Source organism: Chitinophaga sancti (assembly GCF_034424315.1).
GTDB classification, from domain to species: domain Bacteria; phylum Bacteroidota; class Bacteroidia; order Chitinophagales; family Chitinophagaceae; genus Chitinophaga; species Chitinophaga sancti.
Window position 1 is genome coordinate 891,425 of the sequence record NZ_CP139972.1, and the last position, 17,886, is coordinate 909,310.

Genomic DNA, 17,886 nt, shown 5'->3' on the forward strand with positions numbered 1-17,886 from the left:
CAACTAATTAGGATAAGATTTAGGCATGTTGTAATAAACCCAAAAGCGGATGCATATCAGAGACACACTTACAACTATTACACACACAGGTGCTGATGTGGATGACCTGGATCTGCGTACCCGTATCATCAAAGTGAATACGATGTCGTTGGTCATTGGGTTGTTAGCGACTTTCTTTGCATGGTTCTTTTATGCTATTTCCGGGAAGATGGAAATCCTGGCGGCTGCCTCCCTGGAAGGGGTAGCTTATTTCTCTATTATCTGGATCAACAAAAAGGGTAAATATAACCTGGGTGCTCTCCTGGCACAGTTGATTCCTAATCTCGCTACTTTATATTTTGGGATTATCTTATCGGCAGTCATAGAAGCAAGTCTGCTGGCTATATTTTTAATTGGTTCCAGTTTCCTGATCATTAAGGAAAGAAAGTACCGGGTGATTTCGGTGTCGCTGACTGTGATTGTGCTGGTCCTGTTACAGGTAAATGAGGAACTGCGGATTATTAGTCCGCTGACCTTTGGATATACCAATCAGCGCATCATTCACTTTTCTGCTATAAGCGTTGTATTTAGTCTGAATATTCTCATTATTGCCCTCTATGTGAACCAGAATGATATTCTTGTGGCAGAGCTGCGGGAACGGGGTGAGAAACTGGAAAAGGCGAATGATTACAAGAGCGTATTTGTGCGGGAGACGAACCATGAAATCCGGGTACCCCTGAATGCAATTCATTCTATCAGCCAGTTATTAGTGATCCAGAGCAGGCAGCAGCAGGAGCTGGCGCCCATCCGGGCTACGGCGGAACACCTGTGTGCAGCGAGTTATCATGCGCTGGAAATTATCAATAACGTATTGGAACTATCACGTATCGAAGTGGGTAAGATGCACGAGGTATTCCGGGAGCCTTTTGATGTAAGGAACTGGATTGATAATATCGTGGTCACCAGTCAGTACATTGCCAGGAATAAGGGGGTGAAAATAGCGCTGGATTACGACCGGCAACAAATGCCTGCGCAGATCGACAGTGACAAGGTGAAGCTGACACAGATTGTGAACAATATCCTTTTTAATGCGATAAAATTTACGGCTGATAATTCCACTGTCAGCATCCAGGTATCTACCGAAAAGAACAGCTGTTATATCCGGATCCGCGATGCGGGTAAGGGTATGGAAAAGGAGCAGCTGGAAAAGATCTTCGATCCGTTTACTACGGGTAAGAATGATTTCTCCAATGGTACAGGCCTGGGCTTGCATATTGCACGTCACCTGGTGAGTTTATTAGGTGGCGCCATTACGGTGGAGAGTATCCCGGGAAAGGGCACATCGTTTTGTATAGCATTCCCCCTGGTGGCATTTGAAGGGAACCAGCCCGTGCAACCGGTGATGAAGGAAATGCCGCCACTGCCTTCCTTTACAAATATCCGGATGATGATTGTGGAGGATGACCAGATGAGCCAGATTTACCTGACGCGTTATTTGTCAAGCCTGGGATGTCATTTACTGACAGCAGCTACAGGAGAGCAGGCGCTGGGTATTATGCAGGAGCAGCCACCGGATATTGTATTGCTGGATAGTCATCTGCCGGATATGGACGCCCTGGCCCTGCTGGAGAAATTTAAATTGATACCACAGTTAAAAGATATTCCCGTTATCATCACCACCGGTGATGTTTTTGAAGAGAGCAGGAACGCGATGCTGAATGCAGGCGTTGCCGGATATGTTACTAAGCCCATTGATTTTAATATACTGACCCAGGAGATCAACAACTGCCTCAAGCTGCCCGCCCTGTTTTAATCCCTATACTTCCCGTATCTTCACTTTATATAATATTGGTTTACAACCCGTAATATGCTTTCATATACTCAGCCTTCAACAGGCTCCTAGTCGTTAATGCCGCGCTTATACTTTTGAATGTCTTCCCTTGTGCAACTGCGGAGTTCCCGCCGCGCTATCCCGTAACTGATCCAAGCTAGTTTTTCTTTCACTCATAAAAATACACACAAGTATGAAGACTATTAACGTTCCGCGGCTTTACTGTCCTTTTGAGTCAAGGATCAGTCCATTTGTAGACAAGGTAGACAGACACACTACCAATTGGCTACACAAATTTCAACTTTTGTCCGGGGAGGAACTGTACGAAAAGTACGCAAATTACAAGTTCGCCTGGATGACCTGCAGGACTTACCCGGATGCAGATTACGATTTTCTTTGTGCGGCAAACGATCTGAACTCGCTGCTTTTTGTTATGGATGATTTACTGGACCATGCATCATCAGAGACTGCGGGGTACCGTACTGCAGATTATGTACAGGGTATCATTGGGGGCTTTGTGAATGTATTGCGGTTCAACAAGCGGATTCCTATTTCTGTGAACCCGATCATGGCGGCTTTCAGCGATTTCTGGGAAAAGATGCGGCGACTGAGCAGTGCTTCCTGGCAGTGCCAGTTTACGCTGAGCTTGAAAGCGGTATTTGAGGCGGGCATGTGGGAGATTGAGAACTCCCGTGCGCAGCGGCATCCGAGCATGCTACAGTACATGAAAATGCGGCCTTTTTTTGCTGCAGCCAACCTGGCTACTGACCTGCTGGAAGTGGCTACCAAACAGAATCTGCCCGTTTTTGTATTGCAAAATGAAGAGTTTCAGCGCCTGGTGGAGCTGGCACGGCGAACCATTTGCTGGTCTAATGACCTGTTCTCGTTGTCCAAAGAGCTTGAGCATGGAGATGAGCACAACCTGGTGGTCGTGATTGAACATGAGCGGAATATTTCCCTGGAGCAGGCCATAGAAGAGACGGCCCGGATCCATGACAGGGAGATGGCACAGTTTGAAGCATTGCGGACACAGGTACCTTCTTTCGGATTGCGTATAGATAGTGAGATTCAGCATCACCTGGATGCCATGGGTACGATGCTGAAGGGATTTATGGATTGGTCTATTTATGACACGGCAAGGTATGAGTTCAATTATGTAACTGAATAGCATTACAATTAAAACCTGCTTTGGCTGTCGGTCAAAGCAGGTTTTACCCGGTTCCGCCCGCTTGATTATCAATAATTTTAAGTTAGCTGTAAATTTGTTTTAGGTAATGTTTAATATTATTTTATATATTTAATGTCATTGTAGTGCGGGGAATAATAAACCCTTCCCGCGATTGTAGCGATTGGTGCCCCTGTTTCCCAGGTTACCCGGATATTTAAATTTTGTACACTTTAGAAAGTTTTAATCATATAATCCTGCTATCATGAAAGTATCTGCTATCAGTTTTCCCAGCGTGTTCGAGTCAGCGTATGGAAACACAGAGAATTCCTCAAAAGACCTGTTGAACGGTTTAAAAATCAAGAAAGACGATAACTGGTACATAGTCGGCAACCTTGCGAGAAGAGGTGGCATTAACCCGGGGCGTATTACGAATGCAGCTCCCCAGGAAGATGACTATGAAATACTCTTCAAAGCCGCTATGGTTAACGTATTGGATAAGGTACAACAGCCTTTGTCTGTGACCATGGGCTTCCCATTTTCCACTTATAATATTTACAAAGCAGCAGCAGAACAATTCCTGAGCAAAAGACATTTCCTGATAGAATATGATACGCAGACTTTCAATAATAAGGGTACGGTCAAGAAAGGGATGCTGGATATCGAGCGTTTTGATGTGATCCCTGAAATAGTAGGTGGTATTATTGGGTTGAAGAAGACCCTGAATGAACAGAAGAATGATAATTTTATTGCGGTGAGCTTTGGTTTTGGAACGATAGAAGGCGGTCTGGCTACGGCCGATGGCCTGATAAACCGTACCTGCTTTAGTAGTCATGGTATTAAGTATGCGATTAACAACCTGGCCCGTGAGCTGAATAAAACTTATTACCTGGATATGAAGAATGAGCATCAGCTGGATGATGCCTTCATGAAGGGTTCTATTTTTACAAACCGTAAGCGTATTGACCTCAAAGAAACCCGTAAAGTTCTGCTGAAGCAGTATTACAAGGAGGTGGTATCTCCGCTGCTGCGTAATTACTTTACGGATCAGGATTTTGAAAGCTGTAGCAAGATATACCTGATGGGTGGCGGTGCACATTATCGTGAACTGACAGATTGCTTCCTGGAAGAGTTCAAGGATTTTATTCCGGTAGAAGTGGCCCCGGAACCTGAAAACCTCATCAGTATAGGTTATCTTTATAATTCACTGCGGATCTCTGATGACAAGCATCAGCGTAGTGTGGGATTGGATCTGGGCAATGCCTCATCCATCATCTCCATCTTTGAGGACGAAAATATATCTGCGGTTTCAAAAATCTGACGTGTCTGCAATAATAGAAATACTAAAAAATGCTTTCCGGAAGAGCATGTTCCTGATACCGAAGGAGGTGTCCGTGCAGGGCGCTATTGAGTCGCCCATTCCGGGCCGTATAGATGGAACAGTTCGTGGAGATGTGCGTACTAATGGTTTGCTGACGATCGGTCATACCGCGAGTATAAGAGGTAATGTGTATGCAACGGATCTGATCCATTTTGGCAAAGTATATGGTGATATCTTTATCACGAATAAGGCGGTGATTAGTAATAAGGCGTATATAAAGGGTGATGTGACTGCCTTGATCCTGGAGCTGGAGGAGGAAGCGGTGATAGAGGGCGCTATCAGGAAGCATGTGAATGACCTGGAAAATGCGATCCCGGTAGATACGGAGCCTGAGCCTGAGAAGCCGCCGGCGATAGAAGATGAAAAACCGACGAGTTGGTTTTAAATATTGAGGGCTGTTGCTATACGCAACAGCCCTTTTTCATTAGTGTCTTGGTTTAGCTCTTTCGTACTGGAGGGGCCATTTCAGGGAATCATCTTTCAGGTGATGAGCTGCATGCAGCGGGAAGTACGGATCCCTGAGTAATTCCCTGGCCAGGAAAACCAGGTCTGCTTTTCCGGTGCTCACGATCATTTCTGCTTCATCGGCAGTGGTGATCAGGCCTACGGCGCCGGTCTGGATACCGGTTTCCTTTTTGATATGATCAGCGAATCCGGTTTGGTATAAAGGCCCTACCGGGATTTGCTGCCTGGGATCCAGGCCGCCGGAGGAGGTATCGATGAGGTGTACGCCGGCATCTTTCAGGATACCTGCCAGTTGGGTGCTTTCCGGCAGATCCCAGCCACCTGCTACCCAGTCGGTGGCGGAGATGCGGACGAATAAAGGATTTTCCTTTGGCCAGACTTCCTGAACGGCGGTTACGATTTCCCTGAGCAGGCGGATCCGGTTTTCAAAGCTGCCCCCGTATTCATCTGTGCGGTGATTACTGAGTGGGGAAAGGAACTGGTGAATGAGGTAGCCGTGGGCGGCATGGATCTCAATCACTTTAAACCCTGCTTTGAGCGTGCGTACGGCCGCTGCTTTGAAATCAGCGACAACTTTATCAATTCCTGCCTTATCAAGCGCTTTTGGCTGTCCGTAATGCGCTGAAAAGGGAATAGCGCTGGGAGCCATGATATTTTCCCAGCCACCTTCGCTGGTGGGAACGAGTTTATTGCCTTTCCAGGGTTCGGTGGTGCTGGCTTTACGGCCGGCATGGGCGAGCTGGACACCGGCAACGGCGCCGTGGGCATGGAGGAAATCTACGATGTGTGTGAGTTTGTCGATGTGTTCATCTTTCCAGATGCCCAGGTCTGCTGGTGAGATACGGGCTTCCGGGGAAACGGCGATGGCTTCGGTGAGGATGAGGCCTGCGCCGCCTACGGCCCGGCTGCCAAGGTGAACGAGGTGCCAGTCGTTGGCAAAGCCGTCTGTAGCGCTGTATTCGCACATGGGGCTGACTACGATCCTGTTCCTGAGTGTCACTGCGCCTATCTGTAGCGGCGTGAATAGTGCTGCCATATTATTGTTCTTCTTTTGTGATCGAATTTAGAGAGAAATGGGGATATGGGGATTGCAAAAAGCAATGGAAGAGTTATGAAAAACAAAGATTGGGGCGGGGGTGAGTTTGAAGGGATGTTTGTGATAATGCGGCCGGGCGGGGAGTTTGAATGGTGGAATCAATGATGAATCAGGCTGGGTTTTAAGTTAAATGGCGCGGCTGGGGGTGAGTTTGAATGCCTGTATAAAACAAATATCCCGGCTTTTGGGGCCGGGATATTCTTTTCAGTGTATGAAAAAGCAAGCTTAGTCGATACGGCGAACGTTAACTGCGTTTAATCCTTTTCTACCTTCCTGCACTTCGAACTCCACGCGGTCGTCTGCCTGGATCTCATGGATTAAACCGTTTACGTGAACAAAAGTCTCTTTATTGGATTCATCATGTTTAATGAAGCCGTAGCCTTTTGTCTCGTTAAAGAACTTTACAGTTCCTTGAAATTTGTTTGTCATTTGAAAAAATTAAAAATTTGTAAAGGATAAAGGTAAATGATTAAGGCTCTTTTACCAAATATTAATTTTCAATTAATTACCAAGAGCCACACTAATGTCCTGATACATCACCCTAAAACAACGGCTGGCACTCTGCAAAGTATCCTTAGGTGTTTTCCGGCCGTAATACTCGTCCATAAAGGATTCCGCGTTAGACCATACGGTCTGCATCATGCCCTGATAACGGTCTTTCATTTCGGGTGTCGCGGTATTTCTGAAAGCGATCATATCTTTTACCTGTTGTTGGGCAAATGTTGGTTTTCTCCAGGGGCAGGTGATCACATTCAGCCCTTTGATGGCAAAATAAACCGGTGTTTTCTCCGGACGATCGTAGTGCCAGTCGCAAATCATCACATCTTTAGGGATCAGGTCCACCGCGCGGGAGGTATTGTTCATACTTGCTTCCCACATGCCCAGACCGGTGGTTTTACCGTCCAGCAGGCGGTCGCCCCAGATCCAAAGCTGGCGGCCTTTTTCTGCCAGGTGATTGCGCAGGGTGGCCACTTCGCCGGCATAGAGTTCCGCCTTATCCCTGCCACCACAACGGGGGCATTTCTCCTCTCCTATGTAAAATACCTCGTCCATACCCGCATGGAAGGCAGTGGTTTCAAATACATCGCAGAGTTCATCCATTACCTCAAAAACCACTTTGTGCAGGCCGGGTGCCAGCGGACAATAGCTCTTACAATACAGCCCCTCGGCGTTCGGCCATTCATATTTCTCCGGCATCTTTACCCAGGGTGTTTCGTCGAACTGCGGGTATCTGGTAAGCAGGTAAAAGACCTCGCCCGCCCAGGACTGGTGACCTAAGAGGTTGAACTGAGGAATTAAACGAATGTGATTTTTCTTGCATACAGCTACCAGCTTTTTAATATCCGCTTTGGAAAGCGGGTTCTCGTCGCGGAGTTCGGGATGGCTTTCGTATTTGTAGTTGTAGTCGATACGCAGGATCAGGGTATTCACCTGTCGGGGTGCCAGCTCCTGGTCAATGAATTTTATGAATTCGTTCAGCCCGGATGGTGAGGGCGATCCGATACAGAAACCGCGAACCGGTAATACGCTATCTGGCTGGGTTTGGGCGTAGGAAACATGTCCTATTACGCAGCATAACAGGGAAAGTAAGATGACGTTTTTCATATTGATAAAGTACGAAATAGTCTAATTATGCAAAGGGAAATTACACCAGCGGAGGCGCGGGGTCGGTGACAACCCATCCTCCACAGGATTATAAGCTCAGATCAACCGCTCCCCTTATTTCCGTGGAGATCTCCCCAATTGTTGCATTCCCCTTGCTATTCTGGCCTGTATATACTTTTACAAATTTGATTGAAGACAAACTTACCTTATTCCCATTGTCATCCACCGCATTTGCCACATCAAAACTATTATACCCATTGGTGCCATAGTCGCCCGTCCAGTTATCTGCATACCCAAATGCAAGCCCCGGATTTGTAATATACCCGGAACTGTCTTTTAATGTAGCCGGCAGTTTGATCCCGGTGAATGAAACGGAATCCTTTGCGCTGATAAATGTTGGATAATAGGTCTGTGTATGGTAAGCATTGATTGCCACAGTACCAGAATCCCCCTGATTATCTTTCCACTTTACATCCGCATATCCACCCGGATTATAATATGTGATCTTATAATTCCTGACAGCACTGCTATACTGATCTCCGGCTAATACATACCAGGCATCATCCGGTAATCCATTTCCATTTACATCCTGACTAACCATTACTACACCTGGTTCTGACAGGGATGCAATAGCATTGCTATATATCCCAAACCTGCTCACGCCGTGGTCAAACCCAAAAGTCACATAGCCGCCAAATGCCCCCAGTGTCAGTAGATTCTCCGTACTGCCAACCAGCTTTTGCGCCGCTGCACTATCCCCAATACTGGTGTTTACGAATTGCCCGGGTGCAGGTTTATATTCAAACACGGCACTGATATATTTACTCTTTACAAGCGGAGAATCATCCTTTTTACAAGCGCTGAATAAAAGAATACCTGCTATGAATAATGAGATCTGGTGTTTCATAATTTATTGAATAAAGGTGATCTGGGAAGGAATATTTCCAGTGGTAACACTCCATTTCTTTGCACCTGTTTTATCAAAGCAATATAAGGTGCCGGGCAGTAAATAATCCTTTACATCCGTTATTAAAATATCTCTTGTCACAGGATCTATAGCTATCCCATAGGGCGTCGTAATTGCCTGGTTCTGAATAAACCCATTGCTGACAATTGACTTCGTTTTTACATTCACAATTCCATAAGTAATCGTATTAGAACCTGTGTTATTACTCCATTCCACACTCATAATATAGGCAGAATCTCCCTGGATCGCGAGGTTGCTTACACCCAGGTTTAATGAATCTGTGACGGCATCTGTATTTGTATTAACGATGTATAATTTAGAAGGCCTGTTAGTATAATTACCTCTTGAACTTACATATATATTACCGTATCCATCTGCTTTTACATGGTGCAGGTTGACTGCTACATCAATTGTTTTGCTGACTGTAAAAGTGTTTAAATCTATCACAGACAAGGTGTGGTCATAATTACTGGTCGTGTATCCGCCTGAATTCGCCACATACATTTTACTGCCGGCGATCGCCATCTCTTCCGGCTGACGGCCTACTGTCACGGTGCGCAATACCTGGAAGGTAGACGTATCTGCCTCGGCAACAAATCCGGATCCATCTGTGCTACCGCTGGCAGCTGCGAACGAGCTGATATATGCTTTGCCGTTATAGAAGGAAAGATACCGGCCACTGCGTACACTGATCTCTCCCAGGTGTTTGGCGGTATGTTTATCCATCACTTCTACCCTATCCGATCCGGTGATCACCGCATATAATTTATTACCATAGATCTTCATGTCATTCCCTACATCCCCCAGCTCTTTTACAATGGTGGGGTTGATCTCTCCATATATATTCAGGTGGTAGTCTCCTTTGCCACCATTGAAATAATCCAGCGAGGTCTGGTTCAATCCCATATTCCCTTCATTCAGTAGATAAAAGGAGGTCTGGTTTGTATTGTCTGTAACATGTGTCACCTGGCTGGAACTGTTGTCAGATCCGCTTTTTCTACATGCACTTATTACCAGTAAAACGAAGATCCACTTTCTCATATCATTAAAAATTTACACTGGCAGTCATACGATAATAACGCCCCGGCATGGGATAGTTATAGATTACATCGTAGTACTGGTTGAATATATTATTGATCTCTCCTGTTAGTTTCAGCTGACTGATATGCCATGATAAAGACAGGTCATGGGTATACCAGGGGGCTATATAATATTCAGGGATATTGACACTACCATAGTAACGTGCGCCAACATACACAAAGTTATAGTTCAGGTCCCAGGCCTTCCAGGACAGGTTCGTGGTTACAGAACCACTGTGCAGCGGCACATATACGATCTGTTGATCATTGTTGTCTGTCGCTTTTTGGTAGGTGTATTTTAAGGAAAAATTGGTACCCACCTCTTTAAAGAATCGTGGGGAGGTTTGCACGCCTGCATCTATACCATAGATATTGACTAATCCTATGTTCTGCATCTGCCAGCGAAAAAGCTTCCCGGGCACGGCTACGATCTTGTCAGTAACCCTGCTGTAGTAGGCATCGGCCTGGATGGCAACATATTGCCACCAGCCATCGGAGGTCTTCGTATAACTGGCGCCGAGATCGTATTGCCGGCTATATTCAGGTTTCAGGGTAGGATTGCCGGTGGTGGTATAATAGAGGTCATTGAATGTTGGCAGGCGGAAGATCTCCTTGTAGAAGGCCCGGAGCCGTAATGCCGGCATAGCAGCTGGTTGCCAGGAGGCAATGATTGTTGGCGTATATGCCCTGCGATTGCCGCCGCTGGTATAAAGCTTTGTGCTTTCATTGATGATACTTGCCAGCAGGCTACCCTGTATATCTACGCGATGCAAATGTAATTGGGTGGCAGCTGCCAGCAGTGTTGTAATTCTTGTAGGTATAGAGAAGTGATCCAGGTTCACCGCCGTCATCTGGTTCAGCTGGAAATCTGCAGAGAGGGCCAGGTCCCACCAGTCTTTAATACGGTACTGGTTAGCGGCAGACAGATAATATTCATGCTGGTGGAAACGATTCATAAGCGGACCCGTTGCCGTTACGATCGCCGTATCGAGGTAGCGCACATTATCCAGCATATACTTGGCATTCAGCTGCAGGCTGTATTTACCAAAAGTCTGGTTATAAGCTCCCTGTATAAATGCATTCCGATCCCATTGTCTCTGCCCGTTTTCAAAATGCCCTTTTACCACCGGACCGGGTAGGCCACGTGCGGAGTTATAATAGTATCCCTGTACATGCCAGTTGCTGCTATCTTTGCCATTGCCATAGATGGCGGCTTCCACCCGCCATGCATCGATGTCGCCGTTTTTGCGCACGGCGGTAGTATCGTAATCATTGTAGCGATAACGGAATTTATATTGTCCGTCGGCATGTGTCCATTCTGAGCTGACTACGGCGGCCATCCGCGCAGAGAGCTTCTGTTCTATCCGCAGGGAAGGATTGATCAGTCCAAAACTACCAGTCTTAAAGCCTGCTTTACCGTGTAAGGTTTCCGCATCGTGAAAGACAGGTCTTTTAGACTGCAGGTAGATAGATGCTGCAGATGCAAATCCTTTTGCAGGCTGGAAGATCACCCCTTTCTGGGCGTTGTAGAGGTCTATCTGTTCAATATTATCAAGGGAAAACCGGCCCAGGTCTACTGTGCCGTTCTGGGCATTGCTCAGCTGAATGCCGTCATAAAATACCCCCAGCTGGTTGGTACCCATGCTGTGTACGTTCAGGGTTTTGAGGCCGCCTACGCCGCCATAATCTTTGATCTGTACGCCAGAAAAGTAGCGGGCAGCATCTGCTACGGAGAGGCTATTCATCTTTTCCAGGGCTTTGCCACCAAGGGTTTGAACGGGTGTAATGGCACCGGGTTTAGTGGAGAAGATGGTGATGGTCTGTAAGGTATGGGTCGTATCTTTTTGCTGTGCCTGTAAAGTAAGGCACAGCAAAAAGAATAATAATATAATACTTGTTACTTTCATATTAGTGGAACACGACCATGGCAGGATATAAGAAGCCGGTGTAGTTCAGTGTATTTTTCAGGCTGGCGTCTGCAGCGCTGTATGTATACAAGGTGTTATTCGCATCATTTCCCCATACACTGGCATTCGTAATGAGGACCAGGCTATTCTTTGCCGCATCGTAACCGATACCTTTACCATAAAAGTAATGGTTAGCAGGCAGGGTGATGTAAGCACTGCCCAGGGAGCTGTTGTTGCCGGATACATAGCGGTATACTTTCTGGTCATCGCCCAGTACATATACTGCGTTTTCCTGCGTGGAAGCTACGATAGAACTGCTGTTGAATACATATTGATTATAGCGGACATTGAAGGTGGTGGTAATGGTATCCACTTTCAGGGTAGCAGGGTCGATCTTCAGCAGGGCATTTGTTTGCGCGGCATAAACATAGCCATCTTTGCCCTGTGCAAAACCTGCTATAGCAGTGCCCAGGTTCTTTGCTACGCTGTAATCGCCGGCCTTGAGTGCAAGGATACCATTATCTGACAAGGCAAATACATAGTTGCCTGATTTCAGCATATCGCCCACTGAGCCGATCACGCCACTGATCTTAGTACCCAGTGCCAGTGAAGAGAGGGTTACAGGGTAGATCCCCTTATCGGTGCTGAGCAGACCACTGGTATTATCGATACCGATAAAAGCATGACCATTTGCAGGCAGACTGGAGTTCCTGGCGCTTTCTTTCAGGGAATATTCATCCGCAGCGACCAGCGGACCTCCGAAATTTGTTACCAGGTAAAGTTTACCATTATAGATAGTACCGTATTCCAGTGTGGTAGTGGTGGTTGCCAGCGGACTACCTGTGTTTACAGCAATGTAATTGTCCTGTGACAGGGTATCTGCATTATAGTTATGGAAGCTCAGGTCTCCGGCTTTTACCTGGAAATTACCTTCATTTACGATGAAGTAGCCATTGTCGTAAGCGCCTTTGGAGGCAACCGTGTTGTCGTCATCTTTGCTACAGGAAGCCAGGAAGAATACTGTGAATGCTAGCAGGAGTGCGTGTAATTTTCTTTGCATGCTGTTTTAAATTGTAAAAATTGTAAGGTTCCTTCCGGAATAGATCATTCAGCATGACGAGCATGATATACTTGTATAACCCGAAGCTTTTCACCCGAAAGCGCTGAATGGATCTATTGCATACTGGCAGGTCTTCTGGCTCCCTGAAATTCCGGCGGCCTTCCCATCCTTGCTGGACAGTGGCATTGAGATGAGCCGGAAACAATACTCAGGTTACAGCTACGGGGATAGCTCCGGTTTTGCACCGGATTCCCTTTTAAGCTTACACATGATAAGCACCAAATGCGGTGCAAACCTACGTCAAGGGGGTGGAATAACCAAATTGAAACGTTTTTTCGCCTATATTGCCGCAAATTTTAAAAAATCCGTTTTGTTGAGACAACTTTTCCTGTTTGTGGTCCTGCTTTGCGCTCTTACCTGTAGCTATGCCCAGGGTAACCTGAGTAAGACTGTATCCATTTCTATGACCCGTCAGCCTATGTCCGCTGTGCTGGATGCGATCGCGCATCAGGGCGATTTTCATTTTTCATATGTCAGAGAGATGGTGCATGCCGATAGCCTGGTCTCGGTAAGGGCAGGCAACAAAACGGTGAAACAGGTACTCGATCAGTTGTTCCAGGGAAGTATGGCATACAGGGATGCAGGAAACCAGGTCCTGCTGCAGCCGAACCGGGAAAAGTATTTCTTTGTAAGTGGTCATGTTACTGATGGAAGTACGGGCCAGCCACTGCATAATGCAAGTGTATATGAAGGGGTGCAACTCATTTCGACCATGACGAATGATCAGGGCTATTACCGGCTGCGCCTGCGGGAACGCGACAAGGACAGGCCCATGCCCGTGATGCTGACAGTGAGTAAGGAACTGTATAAGGATACGATCATGTTGGTGTCTGGCGGTTATGACCAGGAAATCAGTGTGAGTATCAAGCCTGCGCCTCCTATTACCCTGGGCATCGTAGATGTGAACCAGTATTCAAGGGTTAGTGAGTCCTGGTTTGGAAAGGTGTTCCTGACATCCAAACAGCGTTATCAATCATTGAACCTAAGTAAGTTCTTCGCAGATCAGCCTTATCAGACCTCCTTTTTACCAGGATTAGGCACGCATGGTAAGTTGAGTTCACAGGTAGTGAATAAAGTTTCCCTGAATTTTATAGGCGGGTATTCCGCGGGTTTGAATGGTGTAGAGATTTCAGGGGCGTTTAATATAGATCAGAGAGATGTGCAGTATGCGCAGTTTGCTTCATTGTTTAACGTGGTGGGTGGAAAAATGCATGGAGTGCAGTTAAGTGGTTTACATAACCAGGTGAGGGACTCGGTGAAGGGGCTCCAGGCATCCGGGTTTAGTAATATGACGACAAAAGGATATGAGGGTGTACAGCTGGCGGGTATCTTTAATGTGTCTACCGGTGAGACGAGGGGCCTGGGAGCTGCGGGGGTGGTAAATGTATACTGGAAAGATCATCACGGGCTGATGGCTGCCGGTATTGGAAATATGACCAGGGCCAGGGAGCATGGCGTGCAGGCAGCGGGTGTTTTTAACGTGGCGCAGCAAACCAATGTGGCGCAGCTGGCGGGTGTGATAAATCTGGCGGATACGGCAAGCGGTTTGCAGGTGGCGGGTGTGGTCAATGCCGTCCGGGTACTGAAAGGCGTGCAGGTGGGGGTGTTCAACTATGCAGATTCTTCTGACGGATATAGTATCGGGGTGATTAGCATCGTGCGCAGGGGCTATCACCAGTTATTAGTATATAATACAGAGTTATTACCGTTCAACCTGGCGTTTAAGTCCGGCAACAGTAAGCTGTACAGCCTGATCATAGCAGGGGGCAGTTTTGTAGAAGGTGCGAAGGCCTTCAGTTTTGGATATGGCCTGGGTAAATCGTTTAAAGACTATAGCGTGGAGCTGACGGAGCAGAATTTGTACCTGGGCAACAGGAAGAGCCTGGGTACGCTGGCGCGGCTGCAGGTGGCGTGGAACAGGGAGATTGGGAAGAATGCACGGATCTTTATAGGGCCGGCGTTTACATTATATTTTAGTGAGGAGGATTCGCATGTAGAGGGATACAAGTCGAGAGTGCCGGGGCCCTACGGGGCATTTACATTTAACGACCATATGAGGTGTTGGTTTGGGTGGCATGTAGGCTTCAGCTTCTTTTAAAAGAAGAGGCAGGCCATATTCTCCTTAAAATTCCGTAAATTTGCCGCTTCTTTTTCAAAAATTAAACACTGGTAAATGTCAAAAGTCAAAGTAGGTTTTGTGCAAATGAATTGTACGGCCAATAAGGCGGAAAACCTTGCCAAAGCCATAGAGCAGGTAAAGATTGCCGCCGCCAAAGGTGCACAGATCGTTTGTTTACAGGAGCTGTTTACTTCCCTTTATTTTTGTGATGAAGAGAATTACGACAATTTCTCTCTCGCCGAGCCTATTCCTGGTCCTTCCACAGATGCCCTTCAGAAGGTAGCTGGTGAACTGGGTGTTGTGATCATTGCCTCCCTCTTTGAAAAAAGAACGGCTGGCCTGTACCACAACACGACTGCTGTGCTGGATGCTGACGGATCTTACCTTGGCAAATACCGTAAGATGCACATTCCGGATGATCCGGCTTACTACGAAAAATTCTATTTCACGCCCGGTGATTTAGGCTATAAAGTTTTCAAAACCAAATTCGCGACCATCGGTGTACTTATCTGCTGGGATCAGTGGTATCCTGAAGCAGCGCGTATCACTGCCCTCATGGGTGCGGAAATCCTCTTCTACCCTACCGCTATCGGCTGGGCTACTTCACAGGATGAGGCGACCAATGTGGAACAATACAATGCCTGGCAGACCATTCAGCGCAGCCACGCCGTAGCTAACGGTATCCACGTGGTAAGCGTGAACCGTACCGGTTTTGAGCAGGAAGGCCGCATGAAGTTCTGGGGTGGTTCCTTTATCTCCAACCCGTTTGGTACCGTGATCTACCAGGCTTCTCATGAAAATGAGGAAATCCATGTGGAAGAGCTGGACCTGTCTGTAACCGACAGATACCGCACCCACTGGCCTTTCATGCGTGACAGAAGGATCGACTCCTACGGCAACATCACTAAAAGATTTATCGACGAAGCATAATGAACGGACAACCAACATTGAAACAGCAGGGATACTTCTTCCCTGCCGAATTCCATCCGCATGTCGCTACCTGGCTGAGCTGGCCGCATAAAGAAGCTAGCTGGCCCGGCAAGATCGATGCGATCTATCCCTACTACAGCCAGTTTGTAAAATACCTGGCCATGAGTGAGCTGGTACGCATCAACGTGGCCGATGAAGCCATGAAAGCCGCTGCGGCTGCACATCTGCAAAAAGCCGGCGTGCAGATGGACAAGGTGGAATTCTTCCTGCATCCTACCAACGATGCCTGGTGCCGTGACCATGGCCCTGCTTTCCTGATCAATCCAACTGCTGCAGAGAAGAAAGTGATCGTAGACTGGGGATATAACGCATGGGGTGGTAAGTATCCTCCTTTTGATAAGGATGATGTGATCCCTACCCTGATCGCGAATCATTTTAAATTGCCGGTATTCCACCCGGGGATCGTAATGGAAGGTGGTTCTGTAGAATTCAATGGCGCAGGTACAGTATTGACCTCTACCTGTTGCCTGCTGAATGAAAACAGGAACCCGCACCTCAACCAGGCACAGATTGAAACCTATTTACAGGATTTTTATGGTGTAGACCAGGTACTGTGGGTAGCCGAAGGTATTATCGGGGATGATACAGACGGTCATATTGATGATACCGTTCGTTTCGTAAATGAAGACACTGTACTGACTGTAGTAGAAAGCAACAAGGAGGACGAGAACTATGAGCTGCTGCAGACCAACCTGGAACAGTTGAAAGGAATGCGCCTGCTGAATGGTAAACAACTGAACGTAGTTGAACTGCCAATGCCGGATGCAGTGGTGTATGAAGACCAGCGCTTGCCGGCTTCCTATGCGAATTTCTATATCAGTAATAACCATGTGATCGTTCCTACCTACCGTTGTGCACAGGATGATAAAGCTCTGCAGATTATCCAGGAATGCTTTAAAACCCGTGAGGTGGTAGGCGTAGATTCTACTGAGATCATCTGGGGGTTGGGTAGTTTTCACTGCCTGAGTCAGCAGGAACCATTGGTATAAAGTTCAGTAGAAATCCCGGATAAAATTATACGCCAAAAAGGCGCTGTTGCCCTCGCAACAGCGCCTTTTTTAAGCTAAAACACATCCCTGAATTCCGTTATATGAGGGTGTTTTAATGTCATCTTATTGTTAAAAAAGCTCAGCGGCCGCTACCGGCCTGATTCTTTTAGATGTGCACCACTGTTGCATATCGCCCGATTCTAGCAATTGCCCCGTTCGCACTCCTACCTTCCCCTTCACATTTCTTTCACATTTTCAATCTTACCTTTGCCCTGTCCTACTATTTCGAGTGTACTATCCTTATTAAAAAAACCTAACCAATTCCTTAGATGAAGAAACCTGTTATTAAAAAAATTACACAGTACACCTTTGCCGCCGGAGTTTTTGCAGTCACAACATTTGGAGTACTACCTTCTACCGGTCACAGGGCAAACAACACAATCGCGATCAACAAATCTGCTATGGGCAGTAAGGCGATGTTGTACGATGCACTGGCATTGGATTCAATGGGATTATCCCGCACCGCATTCAACTACGCTATCCAGGGTATGGAAAAACTGGAGGCTGAGGGAAAACTGGCAAACACTGACCTGATCACTATCGTGGATTTCAGTTTAGCTTCCAGTAAGAAGCGACTGTTCGTGATAGATCTGAAAAACGGGAAAGTGTTGTTCAATACCCTTGTGTCTCATGGTCGTAATTCCGGAACGGATGTAGCGACTACGTTTTCAAATTCTCCGGAGAGCTTTAAGAGTAGCCTGGGCTTTTATGTAACGGGTGATACTTACAGGGGAGAGCATGGTTATAGTCTTCGCCTGGCAGGTCAGGAGCAGGGTATCAATGACAATGCAATGAGCCGGGGTATTGTGATGCACAGTGCTGCATACGTGAATGAAAAGTTAGCGGCATTGCAGGGTTATATTGGACGGAGCCTGGGGTGTCCGGCAATTCCGGAGAAAGTGCACCGGAAGATTATTGAAATGATTAAGGATGGATCTTGTCTTTTCCTGTATAGTCCGGATAAGTATTACATGGCACATTCCAGGATATTGGAATCCCTGCCGGTTGATACCACGATCGCATAAACATCCATTTCCAAATAAAGGCAGATGTCCGTTCTTCATCCACCCTGGCCCCTCTTCATTACACATTTCGGCGCTCAATGACACATTATCACGCAACAGACACATCAG

Annotated in this window: 15 protein-coding genes and 1 riboswitch; of the genes, 8 read left to right on the plus strand and 7 right to left on the minus strand. The window is 46.9% G+C overall.

Annotation, left to right across the window (positions count from 1 at the left end):
* The first annotated feature begins 49 nt into the window (after positions 1-49).
* From U0033_RS03245 to U0033_RS03260, 4 genes are all read left to right on the plus strand, one after another.
* Positions 50-1,792 (plus strand): ATP-binding response regulator, encoded by a 1,743-nt coding sequence (locus U0033_RS03245; protein ID WP_072357641.1) that lies wholly within the window; start codon positions 50-52, stop codon positions 1,790-1,792.
* Between the two features lie 211 nt (positions 1,793-2,003).
* Positions 2,004-2,978 (plus strand): terpene synthase family protein, encoded by a 975-nt coding sequence (locus U0033_RS03250; RefSeq protein WP_143150635.1) that lies wholly within the window; start codon positions 2,004-2,006, stop codon positions 2,976-2,978.
* Between the two features lie 262 nt (positions 2,979-3,240).
* Complete coding sequence (locus U0033_RS03255; protein WP_072357638.1) at positions 3,241-4,296, plus strand: ParM/StbA family protein; 1,056 nt, start codon at positions 3,241-3,243, stop codon at positions 4,294-4,296.
* 1 nt (position 4,297) lies between these two features.
* Entirely contained in the window at positions 4,298-4,741 is a 444-nt protein-coding gene (locus U0033_RS03260; RefSeq protein ID WP_177318551.1) for a bactofilin family protein, read from the plus strand.
* Positions 4,742-4,780: 39 nt separating this feature from the next.
* Here the strand turns inward: U0033_RS03260 and U0033_RS03265 are convergent, their stop codons facing one another.
* From U0033_RS03265 to U0033_RS03295, 7 genes are all read right to left on the minus strand, one after another.
* Positions 4,781-5,857, minus strand: a complete 1,077-nt coding sequence (locus U0033_RS03265) for an NADH:flavin oxidoreductase/NADH oxidase (RefSeq protein WP_072357634.1) — start codon at positions 5,855-5,857, stop codon at positions 4,781-4,783.
* Positions 5,858-6,142: 285 nt separating this feature from the next.
* Complete coding sequence (locus tag U0033_RS03270) at positions 6,143-6,346, minus strand: cold-shock protein (RefSeq protein ID WP_072357632.1); 204 nt, start codon at positions 6,344-6,346, stop codon at positions 6,143-6,145.
* Positions 6,347-6,418: 72 nt separating this feature from the next.
* Positions 6,419-7,522, minus strand: coding sequence for a family 20 glycosylhydrolase (locus U0033_RS03275; protein WP_072357631.1), 1,104 nt, complete (start codon positions 7,520-7,522; stop codon positions 6,419-6,421).
* Positions 7,523-7,610: 88 nt separating this feature from the next.
* Positions 7,611-8,429 (minus strand): hypothetical protein, encoded by an 819-nt coding sequence (locus tag U0033_RS03280; protein WP_072357630.1) that lies wholly within the window; start codon positions 8,427-8,429, stop codon positions 7,611-7,613.
* A 3-nt stretch (positions 8,430-8,432) separates the two neighbouring features.
* Positions 8,433-9,530 carry a YncE family protein gene (locus U0033_RS03285; protein WP_072357629.1) on the minus strand — a complete coding sequence of 366 codons (1,098 nt, stop codon included), beginning with the start codon at positions 9,528-9,530 and terminating at the stop codon, positions 8,433-8,435.
* 4 nt (positions 9,531-9,534) lie between these two features.
* The gene (locus U0033_RS03290; RefSeq protein WP_072357628.1) at positions 9,535-11,475 is read right to left on the minus strand and encodes a TonB-dependent receptor; all 1,941 of its coding nucleotides are present in this window, start codon (positions 11,473-11,475) and stop codon (positions 9,535-9,537) included.
* A 1-nt stretch (position 11,476) separates the two neighbouring features.
* Positions 11,477-12,535, minus strand: coding sequence for a DUF5074 domain-containing protein (locus tag U0033_RS03295; protein ID WP_072357625.1), 1,059 nt, complete (start codon positions 12,533-12,535; stop codon positions 11,477-11,479).
* A 107-nt stretch (positions 12,536-12,642) separates the two neighbouring features.
* Positions 12,643-12,833, minus strand: a riboswitch (cobalamin riboswitch).
* Positions 12,834-12,905: 72 nt separating this feature from the next.
* Between U0033_RS03295 and U0033_RS03300 the strand changes: the two genes are divergently transcribed.
* From U0033_RS03300 to U0033_RS03315, 4 genes are all read left to right on the plus strand, one after another.
* Positions 12,906-14,693 (plus strand): STN and carboxypeptidase regulatory-like domain-containing protein, encoded by a 1,788-nt coding sequence (locus U0033_RS03300; RefSeq protein WP_177318550.1) that lies wholly within the window; start codon positions 12,906-12,908, stop codon positions 14,691-14,693.
* Between the two features lie 75 nt (positions 14,694-14,768).
* Positions 14,769-15,644 (plus strand): carbon-nitrogen hydrolase, encoded by an 876-nt coding sequence (locus tag U0033_RS03305; protein ID WP_072357621.1) that lies wholly within the window; start codon positions 14,769-14,771, stop codon positions 15,642-15,644.
* On the plus strand, positions 15,644-16,693 hold the full coding sequence (locus tag U0033_RS03310) for an agmatine deiminase family protein (RefSeq protein WP_072357619.1): 1,050 nt from the start codon (positions 15,644-15,646) through the stop codon (positions 16,691-16,693). The genes U0033_RS03305 and U0033_RS03310 overlap by 1 nt, the downstream gene beginning before the upstream one ends.
* A 329-nt stretch (positions 16,694-17,022) precedes the next feature.
* Positions 17,023-17,778 carry a murein L,D-transpeptidase catalytic domain family protein gene (locus U0033_RS03315; RefSeq protein WP_072357617.1) on the plus strand — a complete coding sequence of 252 codons (756 nt, stop codon included), beginning with the start codon at positions 17,023-17,025 and terminating at the stop codon, positions 17,776-17,778.
* Positions 17,779-17,886: the final 108 nt, after the last annotated feature.

What these genes read in the sequence shown, in the direction of transcription:
- U0033_RS03285 (WP_072357629.1), bottom strand. Translation starts at nt 9,530, where the DNA reads ATGAGAAAGTGGATCTTCGTTTTACTGGTAATAAGTGCATGTAGAAAA.
- U0033_RS03290 (WP_072357628.1), bottom strand. Translation starts at nt 11,475, where the DNA reads ATGAAAGTAACAAGTATTATATTATTATTCTTTTTGCTGTGCCTTACT.
- U0033_RS03295 (WP_072357625.1), bottom strand. Translation starts at nt 12,535, where the DNA reads ATGCAAAGAAAATTACACGCACTCCTGCTAGCATTCACAGTATTCTTC.
- U0033_RS03265 (WP_072357634.1), bottom strand. Translation starts at nt 5,857, where the DNA reads ATGGCAGCACTATTCACGCCGCTACAGATAGGCGCAGTGACACTCAGG.
- U0033_RS03275 (WP_072357631.1), bottom strand. Translation starts at nt 7,522, where the DNA reads ATGAAAAACGTCATCTTACTTTCCCTGTTATGCTGCGTAATAGGACAT.
- U0033_RS03315 (WP_072357617.1), top strand. Translation starts at nt 17,023, where the DNA reads ATGAAGAAACCTGTTATTAAAAAAATTACACAGTACACCTTTGCCGCC.
- U0033_RS03245 (WP_072357641.1), top strand. Translation starts at nt 50, where the DNA reads ATGCATATCAGAGACACACTTACAACTATTACACACACAGGTGCTGAT.
- U0033_RS03305 (WP_072357621.1), top strand. Translation starts at nt 14,769, where the DNA reads ATGTCAAAAGTCAAAGTAGGTTTTGTGCAAATGAATTGTACGGCCAAT.
- U0033_RS03250 (WP_143150635.1), top strand. Translation starts at nt 2,004, where the DNA reads ATGAAGACTATTAACGTTCCGCGGCTTTACTGTCCTTTTGAGTCAAGG.
- U0033_RS03310 (WP_072357619.1), top strand. Translation starts at nt 15,644, where the DNA reads ATGAACGGACAACCAACATTGAAACAGCAGGGATACTTCTTCCCTGCC.
- U0033_RS03255 (WP_072357638.1), top strand. Translation starts at nt 3,241, where the DNA reads ATGAAAGTATCTGCTATCAGTTTTCCCAGCGTGTTCGAGTCAGCGTAT.
- U0033_RS03270 (WP_072357632.1), bottom strand. Translation starts at nt 6,346, where the DNA reads ATGACAAACAAATTTCAAGGAACTGTAAAGTTCTTTAACGAGACAAAA.
- U0033_RS03280 (WP_072357630.1), bottom strand. Translation starts at nt 8,429, where the DNA reads ATGAAACACCAGATCTCATTATTCATAGCAGGTATTCTTTTATTCAGC.